The organism is Streptomyces sp. NPDC002004 (assembly GCF_053593975.1).
In genome coordinates this window covers 144,719-162,532 of the sequence record NZ_JBSFDP010000006.1, presented here as the reverse complement: position 1 = coordinate 162,532, position 17,814 = coordinate 144,719, and the positions used below count along the sequence as shown (strand labels likewise).

The 17,814-nt window shown below is 69.6% G+C and carries 18 protein-coding genes; all 18 read left to right on the top strand.

Translation table 11 applies throughout. From position 1 onward, the window contains the following. The first annotated feature begins 206 nt into the window (after positions 1 to 206). The gene (locus ACWCP6_RS12835; RefSeq protein ID WP_450932429.1) at positions 207 to 1,937 is read left to right on the top strand and encodes a trypsin-like serine protease; all 1,731 of its coding nucleotides are present in this window, start codon (positions 207 to 209) and stop codon (positions 1,935 to 1,937) included. Between the two features lie 181 nt (positions 1,938 to 2,118). After that, positions 2,119 to 3,240 (top strand): LCP family protein, encoded by a 1,122-nt coding sequence (locus ACWCP6_RS12830; RefSeq protein WP_450932428.1) that lies wholly within the window; start codon positions 2,119 to 2,121, stop codon positions 3,238 to 3,240. 239 nt (positions 3,241 to 3,479) lie between these two features. Then, complete coding sequence (gene rpmE / locus ACWCP6_RS12825; protein WP_019326867.1) at positions 3,480 to 3,704, top strand: 50S ribosomal protein L31; 225 nt, start codon at positions 3,480 to 3,482, stop codon at positions 3,702 to 3,704. Between the two features lie 100 nt (positions 3,705 to 3,804). Further along, positions 3,805 to 4,878: a peptide chain release factor 1 gene (prfA, locus tag ACWCP6_RS12820; protein WP_450932427.1), complete on the top strand. Its 1,074-nt coding sequence runs from the start codon at positions 3,805 to 3,807 to the stop codon at positions 4,876 to 4,878. A gap of 53 nt (positions 4,879 to 4,931) precedes the next feature. Beyond that, positions 4,932 to 5,777 carry a peptide chain release factor N(5)-glutamine methyltransferase gene (prmC, locus tag ACWCP6_RS12815; RefSeq protein WP_450932426.1) on the top strand — a complete coding sequence of 282 codons (846 nt, stop codon included), beginning with the start codon at positions 4,932 to 4,934 and terminating at the stop codon, positions 5,775 to 5,777. After that, positions 5,774 to 5,905, top strand: coding sequence for a hypothetical protein (locus ACWCP6_RS12810; RefSeq protein WP_450932425.1), 132 nt, complete (start codon positions 5,774 to 5,776; stop codon positions 5,903 to 5,905). Before prmC ends, ACWCP6_RS12810 begins: the two co-directional genes overlap by 4 nt. Continuing rightward, positions 5,905 to 6,552, top strand: coding sequence for an L-threonylcarbamoyladenylate synthase (locus ACWCP6_RS12805; protein WP_450932424.1), 648 nt, complete (start codon positions 5,905 to 5,907; stop codon positions 6,550 to 6,552). Before ACWCP6_RS12810 ends, ACWCP6_RS12805 begins: the two co-directional genes overlap by 1 nt. Next, positions 6,549 to 7,190: an arsenate reductase/protein-tyrosine-phosphatase family protein gene (locus ACWCP6_RS12800; protein ID WP_450932423.1), complete on the top strand. Its 642-nt coding sequence runs from the start codon at positions 6,549 to 6,551 to the stop codon at positions 7,188 to 7,190. Before ACWCP6_RS12805 ends, ACWCP6_RS12800 begins: the two co-directional genes overlap by 4 nt. A 340-nt stretch (positions 7,191 to 7,530) precedes the next feature. Continuing rightward, complete coding sequence (locus ACWCP6_RS12795) at positions 7,531 to 8,778, top strand: serine hydroxymethyltransferase (protein WP_450932422.1); 1,248 nt, start codon at positions 7,531 to 7,533, stop codon at positions 8,776 to 8,778. Positions 8,779 to 8,906: 128 nt separating this feature from the next. Then, complete coding sequence (locus tag ACWCP6_RS12790; protein ID WP_450932421.1) at positions 8,907 to 10,214, top strand: MraY family glycosyltransferase; 1,308 nt, start codon at positions 8,907 to 8,909, stop codon at positions 10,212 to 10,214. A 263-nt stretch (positions 10,215 to 10,477) separates the two neighbouring features. Continuing rightward, complete coding sequence (locus ACWCP6_RS12785) at positions 10,478 to 10,915, top strand: hypothetical protein (protein ID WP_450932420.1); 438 nt, start codon at positions 10,478 to 10,480, stop codon at positions 10,913 to 10,915. A gap of 273 nt (positions 10,916 to 11,188) precedes the next feature. Then, on the top strand, positions 11,189 to 11,959 hold the full coding sequence (gene atpB / locus ACWCP6_RS12780; RefSeq protein ID WP_450932574.1) for a F0F1 ATP synthase subunit A: 771 nt from the start codon (positions 11,189 to 11,191) through the stop codon (positions 11,957 to 11,959). Positions 11,960 to 12,038: 79 nt separating this feature from the next. Further along, positions 12,039 to 12,278: an ATP synthase F0 subunit C gene (atpE, locus tag ACWCP6_RS12775; protein WP_450932419.1), complete on the top strand. Its 240-nt coding sequence runs from the start codon at positions 12,039 to 12,041 to the stop codon at positions 12,276 to 12,278. A 48-nt stretch (positions 12,279 to 12,326) separates the two neighbouring features. Continuing rightward, positions 12,327 to 12,875, top strand: a complete 549-nt coding sequence (locus ACWCP6_RS12770; protein ID WP_450932573.1) for a F0F1 ATP synthase subunit B — start codon at positions 12,327 to 12,329, stop codon at positions 12,873 to 12,875. After that, the gene (locus ACWCP6_RS12765; protein ID WP_450932418.1) at positions 12,872 to 13,687 is read left to right on the top strand and encodes a F0F1 ATP synthase subunit delta; all 816 of its coding nucleotides are present in this window, start codon (positions 12,872 to 12,874) and stop codon (positions 13,685 to 13,687) included. The genes ACWCP6_RS12770 and ACWCP6_RS12765 overlap by 4 nt, the downstream gene beginning before the upstream one ends. A 116-nt stretch (positions 13,688 to 13,803) precedes the next feature. After that, positions 13,804 to 15,387 carry a F0F1 ATP synthase subunit alpha gene (gene atpA, locus ACWCP6_RS12760; RefSeq protein ID WP_450932417.1) on the top strand — a complete coding sequence of 528 codons (1,584 nt, stop codon included), beginning with the start codon at positions 13,804 to 13,806 and terminating at the stop codon, positions 15,385 to 15,387. Positions 15,388 to 15,407: 20 nt separating this feature from the next. After that, positions 15,408 to 16,328 carry a F0F1 ATP synthase subunit gamma gene (locus tag ACWCP6_RS12755; RefSeq protein WP_450932416.1) on the top strand — a complete coding sequence of 307 codons (921 nt, stop codon included), beginning with the start codon at positions 15,408 to 15,410 and terminating at the stop codon, positions 16,326 to 16,328. Beyond that, positions 16,328 to 17,764, top strand: coding sequence for a F0F1 ATP synthase subunit beta (atpD, locus tag ACWCP6_RS12750; RefSeq protein WP_450932415.1), 1,437 nt, complete (start codon positions 16,328 to 16,330; stop codon positions 17,762 to 17,764). Before ACWCP6_RS12755 ends, atpD begins: the two co-directional genes overlap by 1 nt. The last annotated feature ends 50 nt before the right edge of the window (positions 17,765 to 17,814 follow it).

The following is a 17,814-nucleotide window of genomic DNA, read 5'->3' as shown; positions in this document are numbered from 1 at the left end:
CCGCGCAGCGGCCGGTGGTGCTGCCGTGCAGCGGTGGAAGGCCGGCGGTACGGGCCGCGGGCCGGAGGGGGAAGGGCCGCGCAGCGGCCGGTGCCACCGCGGAGCGGCGGGAGGCCGAGGAAACGGAAGGGCCGGTTCACCAGCAGGGGCCCGTGCCGGATACCATCGCGCCCACCTCGAACGCTTCCTGTCCAGGGGGGACTTGCGTGCCCATATCCACGTCCGGCGGGCGTCACAGACGCAGACTGAACCGGATCGTCCCGGCCGCCGCGGCCGTCCTCGCCCTGCTCGGCGGCGGCGCCTTCGCCGTCACGTCGTACGCGGGGGAGACCGGCACCGGCTCCGAAGCCGGCACCGTCGTGAAGCCCCCGCCGGGCACCACCGTCGAGGACACCTCGTCCTCCGCGCCCGCCACCGCGGCGCCCCGCATCATCGGCGGCACCGACAGCACCGCCTCCTGGATGGTGCAGCTGGTCTACAACGACCCCGAGTCCGGCGATTCCTACTTCGTGTGCGGCGGCACCCTCGTCGCACCGACCAAGGTGCTGACCGCCGCGCACTGCCTGCACGACGAGAACGGCAACCGGCAGGACTGGGGCCGCCACGGCGAGGTCGCCGTGGGCACCAGCAAGTCCGTCACCGCCCCGGACAACGGCGCCCGGTACGTCGACGTCACCCGCAGCTGGGTGCGCGACGGCTACGACCCCGACACCTTCGTCAACGACGTGGCCGTCCTCACGCTCGCCCAGCCCGTCGCCCAGACCACCATGGAGCTCGCCGGAGCCGGCGACAGCGCGCTCTACACGCCCGGCACCGAGGCCACCGTCTACGGCTGGGGACTGACCGGCTCGGACGAGGACACCTCGACGATCGCCGCGCAGCTGCAGAAGGTGTCGATCCCGCTCAACTCGGACCAGGACTGCACCGCCAACCTCGACCCGTACTTCGTGGGCGGGAAGATGCTGTGCGCCGGCCAACTCGGCACCGGCGACGACAGCACCGGCAGGACGACCTGCCCCGGTGACTCCGGCGGCCCCCTCATCGCGGGCAACAAGGTCGTCGGCATCGTCTCCTGGGGCATCAGCCAGGGCAAGCAGGTGTGCAACGTCTCCGGCACCTACGAGGCGTACACCAAGGTCGCCACGTACCAGCCCTGGGTCCGTCCGCGCATCGACGACACCGACATCAGCGGCGACGGCAAGGCCGACCTCTTCGTGCGGCCCCCGTCCGGCTCCACGGCGTACACGAAGAAGTCCACCGGGACCGGGTTCGCCGCCCGCACGGCGCTGCCGGGCTCCTGGAGCGCGTACAACATCGCCCTCCAGACGGACATGAACCGCGACGGCCGGCAGGACTTCGTCCTGCGCCGGCGCTCCGACGGGGCGGTCTACTGGCGGCACCGGAGCACCACCGGCTCGACGTACACCGACACGAGGATCGCGAGCGACTGGGCGACGCGGAAGTTCGTCGTCGCGCCGGGCGACGTGACCGGTGACCGCTTCCCCGACCTGCTCTCGGTCACCTCCGGCGGCACCCTGTACGTCTACCCGGGCAACGGCGACGGCACCTACGGCAACCGGATCACCGCCGGAAGCGGCTACCAGGGCTTCAACTCACTGCGCGGACACGGGGACTTCACCGGTGACGGCAGGACCGACCTGATCGCCCGCGGCAGCGGCGGCGAGCTCTATCTGCTCAAGGGCACCGGCAAGGCGTCCACGCCCTTCGAGGCGGGCGTCCAGGTGCGGACCTGGGACGGCTACGACGCGTTCGCGGCCCCAGGCGACGTCACCGGTGACGGCAAGCCCGACTACGTCGCCCGCACCCCCGGCGGCACGCTCTATCTGTACCCGGGCACCGGCAAGGCCTCCAGCGAGATCTTTGCCACACGCGTCAAGATCGGAACCGGCTACACGCAGTACAACATGTTCAGCTGAAATCGCAGGTGAGAGCCGGGCTCCGGTTCGACCCGGCAACGCACTGTGCCCATCGCGCCACGCGGTGGGCACACGGCGTTGTGCAACCCTTCTCGGGCCCGGCTCGTCCAGAAGGACGAGGAAACCGCCAGGTAGGACCCTGAGAGCAGGGACAGCCAGACCCGACGAGGACTGAGGAGCCATGTCCGACGAGACCATGCCCGCGCCCGGCGCAACAGCCCCGCGGCCCGGTGGCAAGGGCCGCCGTCGCAAGCCGCGTGGTGCGCGGAGCAAGGCCCTCACCATCACGGCCTGGACCGCGGCGGGCATCGTCGTCCTCGGCGGCACCGGCCTCGGGTACGTCTACTTCAAGCTCAACGGCAACATCAAGGGCGTCGACATCAACGCCCAGCTCGGCGCCGACCGGCCGCAGAAGGTCGACAACGGCTCGATGAACATCCTCGTCCTGGGCTCCGACTCCCGTGCCGGCGCGAACGCCAAGTACGGCGCGGACGGAGGCGGCGCGCGCTCCGACACGGCGATGGTCGTGCACGTCTACAAGGGCCACCAGAAGGCCAGCGTGGTCTCCCTGCCGCGCGACACCCTCATCACCCGCCCCGACTGCACCACCAAGGGCGGCAGGACCGTCCCCGGCGCGCACCTGCAGATGTTCAACACCGCCTACGAGGTCGGCGGCCCCTCCTGCGCGGTGAAGACCGTCGAGAAGATGTCCGGCATCCGCATGGACCACTATCTCGAGGTCGACTTCACCGGCTTCAAGAAGCTCATCAACACCCTCGGCGGCGTCGACGTCACCACCCGCAAGGCGATCGAGGACGACAAGAGCCATCTGCACCTGAAGCCGGGCACCCACAAGCTGAACGGCGAGCAGGCCCTCGGCCTGGTGCGCACCCGGCACGGCGTCGGCGACGGCAGCGACCTGGGCCGAATACAGCTCCAGCAGGCCTTCATCAAGGCCCTGCTGAACCAGATCAAGAACGTCGACCTCTTCGGCGACCCCACGAAGCTGTACGACCTCGCCGACGCCGCCACCAGTGCCGTCACCACCGACTCCGACCTCGACTCGGTCAAGAAGCTCTCCGGCTTCGCGAACGGCCTCAAGGGCATCGGCTCCGAGGACATGAAGATGGTGACGCTGCCCGTCCAGTACGACCCCAACGACCCCAACCGCGTGCTCCCGCTCGAGGCGCAGGGCCGCAAGGTCTGGGCCGCCCTCCGGGCCGACCGGCCCATCCCGGCCTCCGCCGTCAAGGGCTCCGCGGGCGACAAGGGCTCGGCGGGCAAGGTCGTCACCAGCCACTGACCCGGGCGGGCGCCGGACCGGCGCCCGCCCCGGTCACGGCCGGGGCACGGCAGGGAGCCGCAGGCCGGGCCGATGTCTCCGGGGCGCCCGGGACCCCGACCCGGGCCCGGGAATAGAACAGCCCCCACCCCGGTTTTGGGGGATGGCGCCAGTCCTGGCAGACTGGTACGTCGGCTCCGGTTCACGCCTCCGCATCCCGCGGCTGCGACCCGGCGCCCTCCGAGAACCTAGGAGACACCTTGAAGCGCGACATCCACCCCGAGTACGTCGAGACCCAGGTCAGCTGCACCTGTGGCGCGTCGTTCACCACCCGTAGCACGATCGAGAGCGGCACCATCCGTGCCGAGGTCTGCTCCGAGTGCCACCCGTTCTACACGGGCAAGCAGAAGATCCTCGACACCGGTGGCCGTGTGGCCCGCTTCGAGGCCCGCTTCGGCAAGGCTGCTGCCGGCTCCAAGAAGTAGCGAGCCACCTGCGCCGGTCCACGGCCGCGCCCTCCAGGGTGCGCCGGGACCGGCGTTTTTGGTCGTTCATCGTACGAATTACGCAGATCAGGAGCCGGAGATGTTCGAGGCCGTCGAGGAACTCGTGGGCGAGCACGCCGACCTGGAGAAGCAGCTCGCCGATCCCGGGGTGCACGCGGACCAGGCCAACGCGCGCAAGCTGAACAAGCGCTACGCCGAGCTGACCCCGATCATCTCGACGTACCGCTCCTGGAAGCAGACGGGTGACGACATCGGGACGGCCCGCGAGCTGGCCGCCGACGACCCCGACTTCGCCGCCGAGGTCAAGGAGCTGGAGCAGCAGCGCGAGGTGCTCACCGACAAGCTGCGCCTCCTGCTGGTCCCGCGCGACCCCAGCGACGACAAGGACGTCATCCTGGAGATCAAGGCGGGTGCGGGCGGCGACGAGTCGGCCCTCTTCGCCGGCGATCTGCTGCGCATGTATCTGCGGTACGCCGAGCGTGTCGGCTGGAAGACCGAGATCATCGACGCCACCGAGTCCGAGCTCGGCGGGTACAAGGACGTCCAGGTCGCCGTGAAGACCAAGGGCGGCCAGTCCGCGGAGCCCGGCCAGGGCGTCTGGGCGCGCCTGAAGTACGAGGGCGGGGTGCACCGTGTGCAGCGCGTGCCCGCGACCGAGTCCCAGGGGCGCATCCACACCTCCGCCGCCGGTGTCCTGGTGACCCCGGAGGCCGAGGAGATCGACGTCGAGATCAACCCGAACGACCTGCGGATCGACGTGTACCGCTCGTCCGGACCCGGCGGCCAGTCGGTCAACACCACCGACTCGGCGGTGCGCATCACGCACCTGCCGACCGGTGTCGTCGCCTCCTGCCAGAACGAGAAGAGCCAGCTGCAGAACAAGGAGCAGGCCATGCGTATCCTGCGCTCCAGGCTCCTCGCGGCGGCCCAGGAGGAAGCGGAGAGGGAGGCCGCGGACGCCCGCCGCAGCCAGGTCCGCACCGTCGACCGCTCCGAGAAGATCCGTACGTACAACTTCCCGGAGAACCGCATCTCCGACCACCGGGTCGGGTTCAAGGCGTACAACTTGGACCAGGTGCTCGACGGTGAACTCGACGCGGTCATCCAGGCCTGCGTCGACGCGGACTCGGCCGCGAAGCTCGCCGCAGCCTGAGCCCGCAGTCGCGCAAGCCTCGTACCAGAGACCAGCTCAGCCCCGGAGGACCCGTGAACCTGCTGCTCGCGGAGGTGGCCCAGGCCACCCAGCGGCTGGCCGACGCCGGCGTGCCCTCGCCGCGCAACGACGCGGAGGAGCTCGCCGCGTTCGTGCACGGCGTCAAGCGGGGCGAGCTGCACACCGTCAAGGACGCGGACTTCGACGCGCGGTACTGGGAGGCCATCGCGCGCCGTGAGGCCCGCGAACCGCTCCAGCACATCACCGGGCGCGCCTACTTCCGCTACCTGGAACTCCAGGTCGGGCCCGGTGTGTTCGTGCCGCGCCCGGAGACCGAGTCCGTCGTGGGCTGGGCGATAGACGCGGTGCGGGCCATGGACGTCGTCGAACCGCTCATCGTGGACCTCTGCACGGGGTCCGGGGCCATCGCCCTCGCCATGGCCCAGGAGGTGCCGCGCTCGCGCGTGCACGCCGTCGAGCTGTCCGAGGAAGCCCTCCGATGGACCCGTAAGAACGTCGAGGGGTCCAGGGTCGACCTGCGCCAGGGCGACGCCCTGGACGCCTTCCGCGACCTCGACGGCCAGGTCGACCTCGTGATCTCCAACCCGCCGTACATTCCGCTCACCGAGTGGGAGTACGTCGCTCCCGAGGCCCGGGACCACGATCCCGAGCTCGCCCTGTTCTCCGGCGAGGACGGACTCGATCTGATCCGGGGCCTGGAGCGCACCGCGCACCGGTTGCTGCGGCCCGGCGGCGTCGTCGTCGTGGAGCACGCCGACACACAGGGCGGCCAGGTCCCGTGGATCTTCAGCGAGGAGGCCGGGTGGGCCGACGCCGCCGACCACCCCGACCTCAACAAGCGTCCGCGGTTCGCCACCGCCCGCAAGGCGAGGCCGTGACCGCCGTGACCCATCCGAACGCTTGCGTGGCGCCCCGCGTCACCTTCGACGCGGCGCCCCGCGTCATCCCCGACGCGGCGTCCCGCGTCGCTTCTGACCTGTACGACGTGTACGAGGAGGCCCGCTGATGGCACGGCGATACGACACCAACGACGCGACCGACCGCATCACCGGTCTGCGTGAGGCCGCGTCCGCCGTCCGCCGTGGCGAGCTGGTCGTGCTGCCCACCGACACCGTGTACGGCATCGGTGCGGACGCCTTCAGCGCGGAGGCCGTCGCCGATCTGCTGGACGCCAAGGGGCGTGGCCGCAACATGCCCACTCCCGTCCTCATCGGCTCCCCGAACACCCTCCACGGCCTCGTCACGGACTTCTCCGAGATGGCCTGGGAACTCGTCGACGCCTTCTGGCCGGGGGCCCTCACGCTCGTCGCCAGGCACCAGCCGTCGCTCCAGTGGGACCTGGGCGACACCCGGGGCACCGTCGCCGTCCGCATGCCGCTGCACCCCGTCGCCATCGAGCTGCTGACCGAGGTCGGCCCCATGGCCGTCTCGTCCGCCAACCTCACCGGACACCCCGCACCGGAGGACTGTGACGCCGCCCAGCGCATGCTCGGCGACTCCATCTCCGTCTACCTGGACGGGGGTCCGACCCCCGGCAACGTTCCGTCGTCCATCGTCGACGTCACCGGCAAGGTGCCGGTCCTGCTGCGCGCCGGTGCCCTGTCCGCGGACGAACTGCGCAAGGTCGTACCCGACCTCGAGGTGGCCAATTGACGGCCCCTGAGGGGCGTGGCATAGCGGGCCTTTCCGGCACCTTCCGCATCCTCCACGTCAGCACCGGGAACGTGTGCCGCTCGCCGATCACCGAGCGGCTGACCCGTCATGCCCTGACGCACCGGCTCGGGGACCCCCTGGGGGGCGGTCTCATCGTGGAGAGCGCCGGCACATGGGGGCACGAGGGGGCGCGCATGGAGGAGAACGCGGAGACCGTGCTCGCCGACTTCGGTGCCGACGCCGGCGGGTTCGTCGGGCGCGAGCTGCTCGACGACCACGTCATCCGTGCCGACCTGGTGCTGACCGCGACCCGCGACCACCGTGCGCAGGTCATCTCCATGGGGCACTCGGCGGGGCTGCGGACCTTCACTCTGAAGGAGTTCACACGGCTCGTCAGGGCCATCGACCCGGCGACGCTCCCGGACCCCGTGGACGACGGCGTGGTCGAGCGCGCCCGAGCGCTGGTGCGTGCCGCGGCCGCTCTACGCGGGTGGCTTCTCGCCCCGAGCGCCGAGGCCGACGAGGTCAACGACCCGTACGGGGCACCGCTGACCTTCTTCCGCTCCATAGGCGACGAGATCCACGAGGCACTGGACCCCGTGGTGACGGCCCTGACGGGCGTCCCGGCCCGCATGTAGCACCGTAGGCCCGCCGGCGCCCCCGGACGCCGTCCGGGCCCCTCCCGGGCCGCACACGCCACCGTGCCCCGGCGCGCCTTGGCACCGCCTGCCCGGCTCCGTGGGCCATCGCCCTGCCGAACGCCCGCCCACGGCCGTCGGCGGCAGCGGCGCACGTGAGCGGGGCCACCCCGGGCGCGGGAGGGACGTGCCGCAGGCCCCGAGCCGCCCGGACGCCTTCCCGGAGCCTTCCGGGGTCACGGGCCGCGCGCCGCCGCCCGGAACGCCCACGTTCGCAGCGCACGGACCGCGCCCCGGTCCTACGCTGGGTCAAAGCGCCCCTCCAGGCCCGGAGCCCATCATGTCGGTCACCCATGCCACCGCCGCCGACGCCGTCGAGGCACTGCGCCACCAGGACCCCGAGATGGCCGAGATCCTGGCCGGCGAGCTCGACCGTCAGTCGACGACGCTCCAGCTGATCGCCGCCGAGAACTTCACGTCGCCGGCGGTGCTGGCGGCACTCGGGTCGCACCTGGCGAACAAGTACGCCGAGGGCTACCCGGGCGCCCGCCACCACGGCGGATGCGAGATCGTCGACGTGGCGGAACGCATCGCCGTCGACCGCGCGAAGGGCCTCTTCGGCGCCGAGCACGCCAATGTGCAGCCGCACTCCGGGTCGAGCGCGGTCCTCGCCGCATACGCCGCCCTGCTGCGCCCCGGGGACACCGTGCTCGCCATGGGCCTCCCCTTCGGGGGCCATCTGACGCACGGGTCTCCCGCCAACTTCTCCGGCCGCTGGTTCGACTTCGTCGGCTACGGCTGCGACGCGGAGTCCGGCCTCATCGACTACGACCAGGTGCGCACACTGGCGCGTACCCGCAGGCCCAAGGCGATCGTGTGCGGGTCGATCTCCTACCCGCGGCACATCGACTACGCGCAGTTCCGCGAGATCGCGGACGAGGTCGGTGCCTATCTGATCGCCGACGCGGCGCACCCCATGGGGCTCGTCGCCGGGGGAGCGGCGCCCAACCCGGTGCCGTACGCCGACGTGGTGTGCGCCACCACCCACAAGGTGCTGCGCGGCCCCCGCGGCGGGATGGTGCTCTGCGGGGCGGAGCTCGCGGACCGCATCGACCGGGCGGTGTTCCCGTTCACCCAGGGCGGCGCCCAGATGCACACCATCGCCGCGAAGGCGGTCGCCTTCGGCGAGGCGGCGACGCCGGCCTTCACCGCGTACGCCCACCAGGTCGTCGCGAACGCCCGGGCGCTCGCCGCGGCACTGGACACGGAGGGGCTGGCGATCACGACCGGCGGGACGGACACCCATCTGCTCACCGCCGATCCCGCTCCGCTCGGCGTCGACGGCCGCACCGCCCGGGGCCGCCTAGCCGCGGCCGGCGTGGTCCTCGACACCTGTGCGCTTCCCCACGCGGACGCCCGCGGCCTGCGTCTGGGCACCGCGGCCGTCACCACCCAGGGCATGGGGGAGGAGGAGATGGGCCGGCTCGCGGCCCTGTTCGCGGGCGTCCTGAGGGAGGAGACCGGCGCCGCGGAGGCCCGCGAGGAGGTGCGCGCTCTGGTGGGGAGGTTCCCGCCGTATCCGGGGTAGACGGGACGGGCGCGCCCGGGTGCGTCGGCGGCCGTGGAACCGTCCGTGCCCACCGGAAGTCTTCAACGGCATGGGCGCGCAGCTAGTCTGTGGGGCTGAGATGGCCAGCGATACCTGTGGGGAAGCCCGTGCGTGAATACCTGCTGACGCTCTGCATCACGGCCGCGGTGACCTATCTGCTGACCGGCCCGGTGCGGAAGTTCGCGATCGTGGCCGGTGCGGTGCCGGAGATCCGTGCCCGTGACGTGCACCGGGAGCCCACGCCCCGGCTCGGCGGTATCGCCATGTTCTTCGGTCTGTGCGCCGGGCTGCTGGTCGCCGACCACCTGCAGAACCTCAACGCGGTCTTCGAGAGCTCCAACGAACCCCGGGCGCTGCTGTCGGGTGCCGCGCTGATCTGGATCATCGGTGTGCTCGACGACAAGTTCGAGATCGACGCCCTGATCAAGCTCGGCGGGCAGATGATCGCCGCGGGTGTGATGGTGATGCAGGGCCTGACCATCCTGTGGCTGCCGTTGCCCGGCGTCGGTCTGGTGGCGCTGACCCAGTGGCAGGGCACCCTGCTCACGGTCGCGTTGGTCGTGATCACCATCAACGCCGTGAACTTCGTGGACGGGCTCGACGGCCTGGCGGCGGGCATGGTGTGCATCGCCTCCACCGCGTTCTTCATGTACGCGTACCGCATCTGGTACGGCTACGGCCTGGAGGCCGCCGCCCCCGCGACCCTCTTCTCGGCGATCCTCATCGGCATGTGTCTCGGCTTCCTGCCGCACAACATGCATCCCGCGCGGATCTTCATGGGCGACTCCGGCTCGATGCTCATCGGGCTGGTGCTGGCCGCCGGTGCCATCTCCATCACCGGGCAGATCGACCCGGACGCGATGAACCTGTTCTCCGGGTCGGAGCGGGCGACCGTGCACCAGACGGTGCCCGTCTACATCCCGCTGCTGCTGCCGCTCACGATCATCGCGATCCCGGCCGCCGACCTGGTGCTCGCCATCGTCCGCCGCACCTGGCGCGGCCAGTCGCCGTTCGCCGCCGACCGCGGACACCTGCACCACCGGCTGCTGGAGATCGGGCACTCGCACAGCCGGGCCGTCCTGATCATGTACTTCTGGTCGGCGCTCATCGCCTTCGGCGCCCTGGCCTACTCGGTGAACTCGGCGTCCCTGTGGATCGTCCTCGCGATCGTGGCGCTGAGCGCCGTCGGACTCGTGCTCCTGCTGCTGCCGCGCTTCACGCCGCGTGCCCCGCGCTGGGCCGAGCGCTTCGTGCCGCCCCGCTACCGGCGCCGGCCTGCCGGTGCTGTGGTGACCAGTGAGGCCGAGGTGACGGATGAGTCGCGCGAACCGGTGGCCGCGGGTGTCAACGGAGCGACCGCGATCGGCTCCCGTGCTGACGTAATGGAAGGGCGCAATGTCGGAACGTCACGCTGACGCGACGAGCGAACCTGCCCATTACCGGACAAGTTGCCCGCTGTCGTGCACAGACGCGCGGACTCACTCTCATGTGTGACAGTCGGCACACCCCACGGGTAAAGACCTCATCAAATAGTTTGTGATACCGTTCACGAGAACCCCGGGATAGAGCCGAAGGGCCGTAGTGCGACGGTTCCTTGGTGTGAGGTGTGCCTCTCGGCCCGGACTACGCTCGTCCATGACGACACCCTGCCCCCACCCCGAAAAGCGGAGTTGCCGCCATGCCGTCCAATGACGCCCGGAACCTGCTCCAGTGCGCCGTTCCCACAGCCGCCGCCGGTGCGATCACCGCCGTCGTCTGCGGTGTGGTCGCCGGGGGCAAGGGGGCGCTCGGGGCGGTCGTCGGCACGCTGATCGCGATCGCCTTCATGGGGATCGGCCTGTTCGTCCTGCAGCGCGTTGCCAAATCGCTTCCGCAGCTGTTCCAGGCGATGGGGATGATGCTCTACGTCGCCCAGCTCCTGCTGCTTCTGATCTTCGTGGCCCTCTTCAAGAGCACCACCCTCTTCAACCCCAGGACGTTCGCGATCGGACTTGTCGTGGCCACCGTCGTGTGGATGGCCGCTCAGTTGCGTGCGCACATGAAGGCGAAGATTCTCTACGTCGAACCCGACGGGGAGAAGGGTGACAAGCCCGAGAAGTCAGGGTCGAAGTCGTGACGGGTAGGGCCGGGATAAATGCCCGTTCGAGTTCCTGCTATCGTCCGGTGCCAACTGCGGCACTGCCGGCGCGGGCATCTGAGCTGACGCCTGCTCGATCGCGAGGCTCGATGCCCGACCGCCGCCCCACTTTCCGAAACACCAGTCCGGTGCCGACCCGCGGCTGCGCGCCGCGCCGACACAACGAGGTTGCCGTACCTATGCGTCACGCCGAAGGAGCCCGCGGTGAGTGCTGACCAGACCCAGCTCGCCTTCGACTGGAGCTGCCGCATCCTGTCCGACAACGGATGTGGCTTCCCGGCGCCGGGCCTGCACTCCTTCCTCTTCAAGCCGCTCTTCACCGTCGGCGGCTTCGAGTTCAACAAGGTGATGCTGCTCGCGCTGCTCACCACGATGGTCGTCGTGTCCGTCTTCTGGGCCGGTTTCGCCAACGCCAAGCTGGTTCCCGGCAAGCTCCAGATGACGCTCGAGGCGGGCTACGACTTCGTGCGCCGGGGCATCGTGTACGAGACGATCGGCAAGCGCGAGGGCGAGAAGTACGTCCCGCTCATGGTGTCGATCTTCTTCTTCGTCTGGATCATGAACATCTGGTCCGTGATCCCGCTGGCCCAGTTCCCGGTCGGCTCGGTCATCGCCTACCCCGCCATCCTCGCCCTGCTCGTGTGGGTCCTCTGGGTCAGCCTCACGTTCAAGCGCCATGGTTTCGTGGGCGGTTGGAAGAACATCACCGGCTACGACCCCTCGCTCGGCCCGATCAAGTGGCTCGTGTCGTTCATCGAGTTCTTCTCGAACCTGCTCGTGCGGCCGTTCACGCACGCGGTGCGACTCTTCGCCAACATGTTCGCCGGCCACCTGATGCTGGTCATGTTCACGGTCGCCTCCTGGTACCTGCTGAACAGCTACATGATCCCGGCCGCAGGCGTGTCGTTCGTGATGACCATCGGCATGGTCCTCTTCGAGCTCTTCGTGCAGGCCGTCCAGGCGTACGTCTTCGTCCTCCTGGCCTGCTCCTACATTCAGGGCGCTCTCGCCGAGCACCACTGAGCCCTCGTCCGAACCGCCCCGTCACCAGACGTCCGGTGGCCAACCCCCACCGGTCCTTGAAAGAGAAGGAAGAATCAGCATGGCTGCCACTGAGACCCTTGCCGCTGTCACCGGCTCCATCGCCTCCGTCGGCTATGGCCTCGCCGCGATCGGCCCCGGCATCGGCGTCGGCATCGTCTTCGGTAAGGGCACCGAGGCCCTGGCGCGTCAGCCCGAGGCCGCCGGTCTGATCCGTGCCAACCAGATCCTGGGCTTCGCCTTCTGTGAGGCCCTCGCCCTCATCGGCATCGTCATGCCGTTCGTCTTCGGCTACAAGTAAACCGCGGCCGACGACTCCTTATCAGGGAAAGGCACTGATGACATGCAGCTGACACAACAGCTGGTGCAGGCGGCCGCGGAGACGGAGCAGAATCCGCTCCTTCCGGCGGCCCCCGAGCTGGTCATCGGCCTCATCGCCTTCGCCATCGTCTTCTTCGTCTTCGCCAAGAAGCTTCTTCCGCGTATCAACACGGTCCTGGAAGAGCGCCGCGAGGCCATCGAAGGCGGTATCGAGAAGGCGGAGGCCGCCCAGATCGAGGCCCAGAGCGTGCTGGAGCAGTACAAGGCCCAGCTCGCCGAGGCCCGGCACGAGGCCGCGCGGCTGCGCCAGGAGGCGCAGGAGCAGGGCGCCGCGCTCATCACCGAGATGCGTGCGGAGGGGCAGCGGCAGCGTGAGGAGATCATCGCCGCCGGTCACTCCCAGATCGAGGCCGACCGCAAGGCCGCCGCGCAGTCGCTGCGCCGGGACGTCGGCACGCTGGCCACCGAGCTGGCGGGCAAGGTCGTCGGTGAGTCCCTCGAGGACCACGCCCGGCAGAGCCGCGTGATCGACCGCTTCCTCGAAGAGCTCGAGGAGAAGGCCGAGGCCGCGCGATGAACGGAGCGAGCCGCGAGGCCCTGGCTGCCGCACGCGAGCGTCTCGACGCGCTGACGGACAGCACGTCCGTCGACGCGACGCGGCTCGCCGACGAGCTGGCCGCCGTCACCGCGCTGCTCGACCGCGAGGTGTCGCTGCGTCGGGTCCTCACCGACCCGGCGCAGGCCGCCGACGCCAAGGCCGAGCTGGTCCAGCGCCTGCTGGGCAGCCAGGTCGGCGGCGAGGCCGTGGACCTGGTGTCCGGAATGGCGCGTTCCCGCTGGTCGCAGTCCCGCGACCTGGTGGACTCGCTGGAGGAGCTGGCCAGCACCGCGGACCTCACCGCGGCGGAGCGGGCGAACACCCTCGACGACGTCGAGGACGAGCTGTTCCGCTTCGGCCGGATCGTCGCCTCGAACACCGAGCTGCGGGCCGCGCTGACCGATCGCCGTGCGCCCGCCGCGGTCAAGGCCGATCTGGTGCGCAGCCTGCTGGGCGGCCGTGCCAAGGCCACGACCGAGCGTCTGGTCGAGCGCCTTGTGGCCGCGCCCCGTGGACGTAGCCTGGAAGCGGGACTGGAGTCCCTGTCCAAGCTCGCGGCGGAGCGACGGGACCGCATGGTCGCCGTCGTCACCTCGGCCGTTCCGCTGAGTGATCAGCAGAAGCGGCGCCTGGGCGACGCCCTCGCGCGCCTCTACGGCCGTCAGATGCACCTCAACCTCGACATCGACCCCGCGGTCGTCGGCGGGATCCAGGTGCAGGTCGGCGACGAGATCATCAACGGCAGCATCGCGGACCGTCTCGAGGACGCGAAGCGCCGGCTGGCCGGCTGAGGCCACCAACTCAAGAAGAAGTACCTACGGCCCACGTTGGGCCGTGCAGAAGAATCCTGGGGGTCGCCCCCAGACCCCAAAGACTTCGGGCCCAACAAGGAGAGCAGGGAACCCAGATGGCGGAGCTCACGATCCGGCCGGAGGAGATCCGGGACGCGCTGGAGAACTTTGTCCAGGCGTACAAGCCGGACGCGGCCTCGCGCGAGGAGGTCGGTACGGTCACCCTTGCCGGCGACGGCATCGCGAAGGTCGAGGGCCTGCCCTCGGCCATGGCCAACGAACTGCTGAAGTTCGAGGACGGCACCCTCGGCCTCGCCCTCAACCTCGAGGAGCGCGAGATCGGTGCCATCGTCCTCGGTGAGTTCAGCGGCATCGAGGAGGGCCAGCCGGTGCGCCGCACCGGTGAGGTGCTCTCCGTCGCCGTCGGTGAGGGCTACCTGGGTCGCGTCGTCGACCCGCTCGGCAACCCGATCGACGGCCTCGGCGAGATCGAGACGTCCGGCCGCCGCGCCCTCGAGCTGCAGGCCCCCACGGTCATGCAGCGCAAGTCGGTGCACGAGCCGATGGAGACGGGCTACAAGGCCGTCGACGCGATGACCCCGATCGGCCGTGGCCAGCGTCAGCTGATCATCGGTGACCGTCAGACCGGCAAGACCGCCCTGGCCGTCGACACGATCATCAACCAGCGCGACAACTGGCGCTCGGGCGACCCGAAGAAGCAGGTCCGCTGCGTCTACGTCGCCATCGGCCAGAAGGGCTCCACCATCGCGTCCGTGCGCGGCGCGCTGGAGGAGGCCGGTGCCCTCGAGTACACGACCATCGTCGCCGCCCCGGCGTCCGACCCGGCCGGCTTCAAGTACCTGGCGCCGTACACCGGTTCGGCCATCGGTCAGCAGTGGATGTACGAGGGCAAGCACGTCCTCATCATCTTCGACGACCTGTCGAAGCAGGCCGACGCCTACCGCGCCGTGTCGCTGCTGCTGCGCCGTCCGCCGGGCCGTGAGGCCTACCCGGGTGACGTCTTCTACCTGCACTCGCGTCTGCTGGAGCGCTGCGCCAAGCTCTCCGACGACATGGGCGCCGGTTCGATGACGGGTCTGCCGATCGTCGAGACCAAGGCGAACGACGTGTCGGCGTTCATCCCGACCAACGTCATCTCCATCACCGACGGCCAGTGCTTCCTGGAGTCCGACCTGTTCAACGCCGGTCAGCGCCCGGCCCTGAACGTCGGTATCTCGGTCTCCCGAGTCGGTGGCTCCGCCCAGCACAAGGCGATGCGCCAGGTCTCCGGCCGTCTGCGCGTGGACCTCGCCCAGTTCCGTGAGCTCGAGGCGTTCGCCGCCTTCGGTTCCGACCTGGACGCCGCGTCCAAGGCCCAGCTGGGCCGTGGTCAGCGCATGGTCGAGCTGCTGAAGCAGGACCAGTACCAGCCGATGGCGACCGAGGACCAGGTCGTCTCCATCTGGGCCGGCACCAACGGCAAGATGGACGACGTCCCGGTCGAGGACATCCGCCGCTTCGAGCGTGAGCTCCTGGACCACCTGCACCGCAAGGAGCAGGGTCTGATGACCTCCATCAAGGAGGGCGCCAAGATGTCGGACGACACCATCCAGGCCATCGCGGACGCGGTCGCGGAGTTCAAGAAGCAGTTCGAGACCTCGGACGGCAAGCTGCTCGGCGAAGACGCCGCCGCTAAGTGACGACGGAAGGGACCTGACTCATGGGAGCGCAGCTCCGGGTCTACAAGCGTCGCATCCGGTCCGTCACCGCGACCAAGAAGATCACTCGGGCGATGGAGATGATCGCCGCCTCGCGCGTCGTCAAGGCGCAGCGCAAGGTGGCGGCCTCCACGCCGTACGCGACCGAGCTCACCCGCGCGGTCACGGCGGTCGGGACCGGTTCGAACACGAAGCATCCGCTGACCACGGAGACCGAGACGCCGACCCGTGCCGCGGTTCTGCTCCTCACGAGCGACCGTGGTCTGGCCGGTGGCTACAACTCCAGCGCCATCAAGGCGGCGGACCAGCTCACCGAGCGGCTCCGCGGCGAGGGCAAGGAGGTCGACGCGTACATCGTCGGCCGCAAGGGTGTGGCCTACTACCAGTTCCGTGAGCGCAAGGTCACGGAGTCCTGGACCGGCTTCACCGACGAGCCCAGCTACGCGGACGCCAAGAAGATCGCGGCCCCGCTGATCGAGGCGATCCAGCGGGAGACGGCCGAGGGTGGCGTCGACGAGCTGCACATCGTCTTCACCGAGTTCGTCTCGATGCTGACGCAGTCGCCGGTCGACGACCGTCTGCTGCCGCTCAGCCTCGAGAAGGTGGCCGAGGAGTCCGCGCCCGCCAAGGGCGAGATCCTCCCGCTGTACGACTTCGAGCCGTCGGCGGAGGACGTCCTGGACGCCCTTCTGCCGCGCTACGTCGAGAGCCGGATCTACAACGCGCTGCTCCAGTCGGCTGCCTCCAAGCACGCCGCCACGCGCCGCGCGATGAAGTCGGCCACCGACAACGCCGGAGAGCTGATCAACACGCTTTCCCGGCTTGCCAACGCGGCCCGCCAGGCCGAAATCACCCAGGAAATCAGCGAGATCGTCGGAGGCTCCGCAGCCCTGGCCGACGCGACCGCGGGGAGTGACAAGTAATGACCACCACTGTTGAGACGGCCACGGCGACGGGCCGCGTCGCGCGGGTCATCGGCCCGGTCGTCGACGTGGAGTTCCCCGTCGACGCGATGCCGGAGATCTACAACGCCCTTCACGTCGAGGTCGCCGACCCGGCGAACGAGGGCGAGAAGAAGACGCTGACCCTGGAGGTCGCCCAGCACCTGGGTGACGGCCTGGTCCGCACCATCTCGATGCAGCCCACCGACGGTCTGGTCCGCCAGGCCGCGGTCACCGACACCGGGACCGGCATCACCGTCCCGGTCGGCGACTTCACCAAGGGCAAGGTGTTCAACACCATCGGTGAGGTGCTGAACGTCGACGAGGCCTACGAGGGCGAGCGCTGGTCCATCCACCGCAAGGCGCCCCGCTTCGACCAGCTCGAGTCCAAGACCGAGATGTTCGAGACCGGCGTCAAGGTCATCGACCTGCTCACCCCGTACGTCAAGGGTGGAAAGATCGGTCTGTTCGGTGGTGCCGGTGTCGGCAAGACCGTGCTGATCCAGGAGATGATCTACCGCGTCGCCAACAACCACGACGGTGTGTCGGTGTTCGCGGGCGTCGGTGAGCGCACCCGTGAGGGCAACGACCTCATCGAGGAAATGACCGACTCGGGCGTCATCGACAAGACCGCCCTGGTCTTCGGCCAGATGGACGAGCCCCCGGGCACCCGTCTGCGCGTCGCGCTGGCCGGCCTGACCATGGCCGAGTACTTCCGTGACGTCCAGAAGCAGGACGTGCTGTTCTTCATCGACAACATCTTCCGCTTCACGCAGGCCGGTTCCGAGGTGTCGACCCTGCTCGGCCGTATGCCCTCCGCGGTGGGCTACCAGCCGAACCTGGCCGACGAGATGGGTCTCCTCCAGGAGCGCATCACCTCGACCCGTGGTCACTCGATCACCTCGATGCAGGCGATCTACGTCCCCGCGGACGACCTGACCGACCCGGCGCCGGCCACCACCTTCGCCCACCTCGACGCGACGACGGTTCTGTCCCGTCCGATCTCCGAGAAGGGCATCTACCCGGCCGTGGACCCGCTGGACTCCACGTCCCGCATCCTGGACCCGCGGTACATCGCGCAGGACCACTACGACTGCGCCATGCGCGTCAAGAACATCCTGCAGAAGTACAAGGACCTCCAGGACATCATCGCGATCCTCGGTATCGACGAGCTCTCCGAGGAGGACAAGCTCGTCGTCTACCGCGCCCGTCGCGTGGAGCGCTTCCTGTCCCAGAACACCCACGTCGCCAAGCAGTTCACCGGCGTGGACGGTTCGGACGTGCCCCTCGACGAGTCGATCGCGGCGTTCAACGCGATCTGCGACGGCGAGTTCGACCACTTCCCGGAGCAGGCGTTCTTCATGTGCGGTGGTCTTGAGGACCTCAAGAAGAACGCGAAGGAACTCGGCGTTTCCTGAGCCCTGTGCTCATCGAGGGGGCGGGGCACGACCCCGCGGGGTCGCTCCCG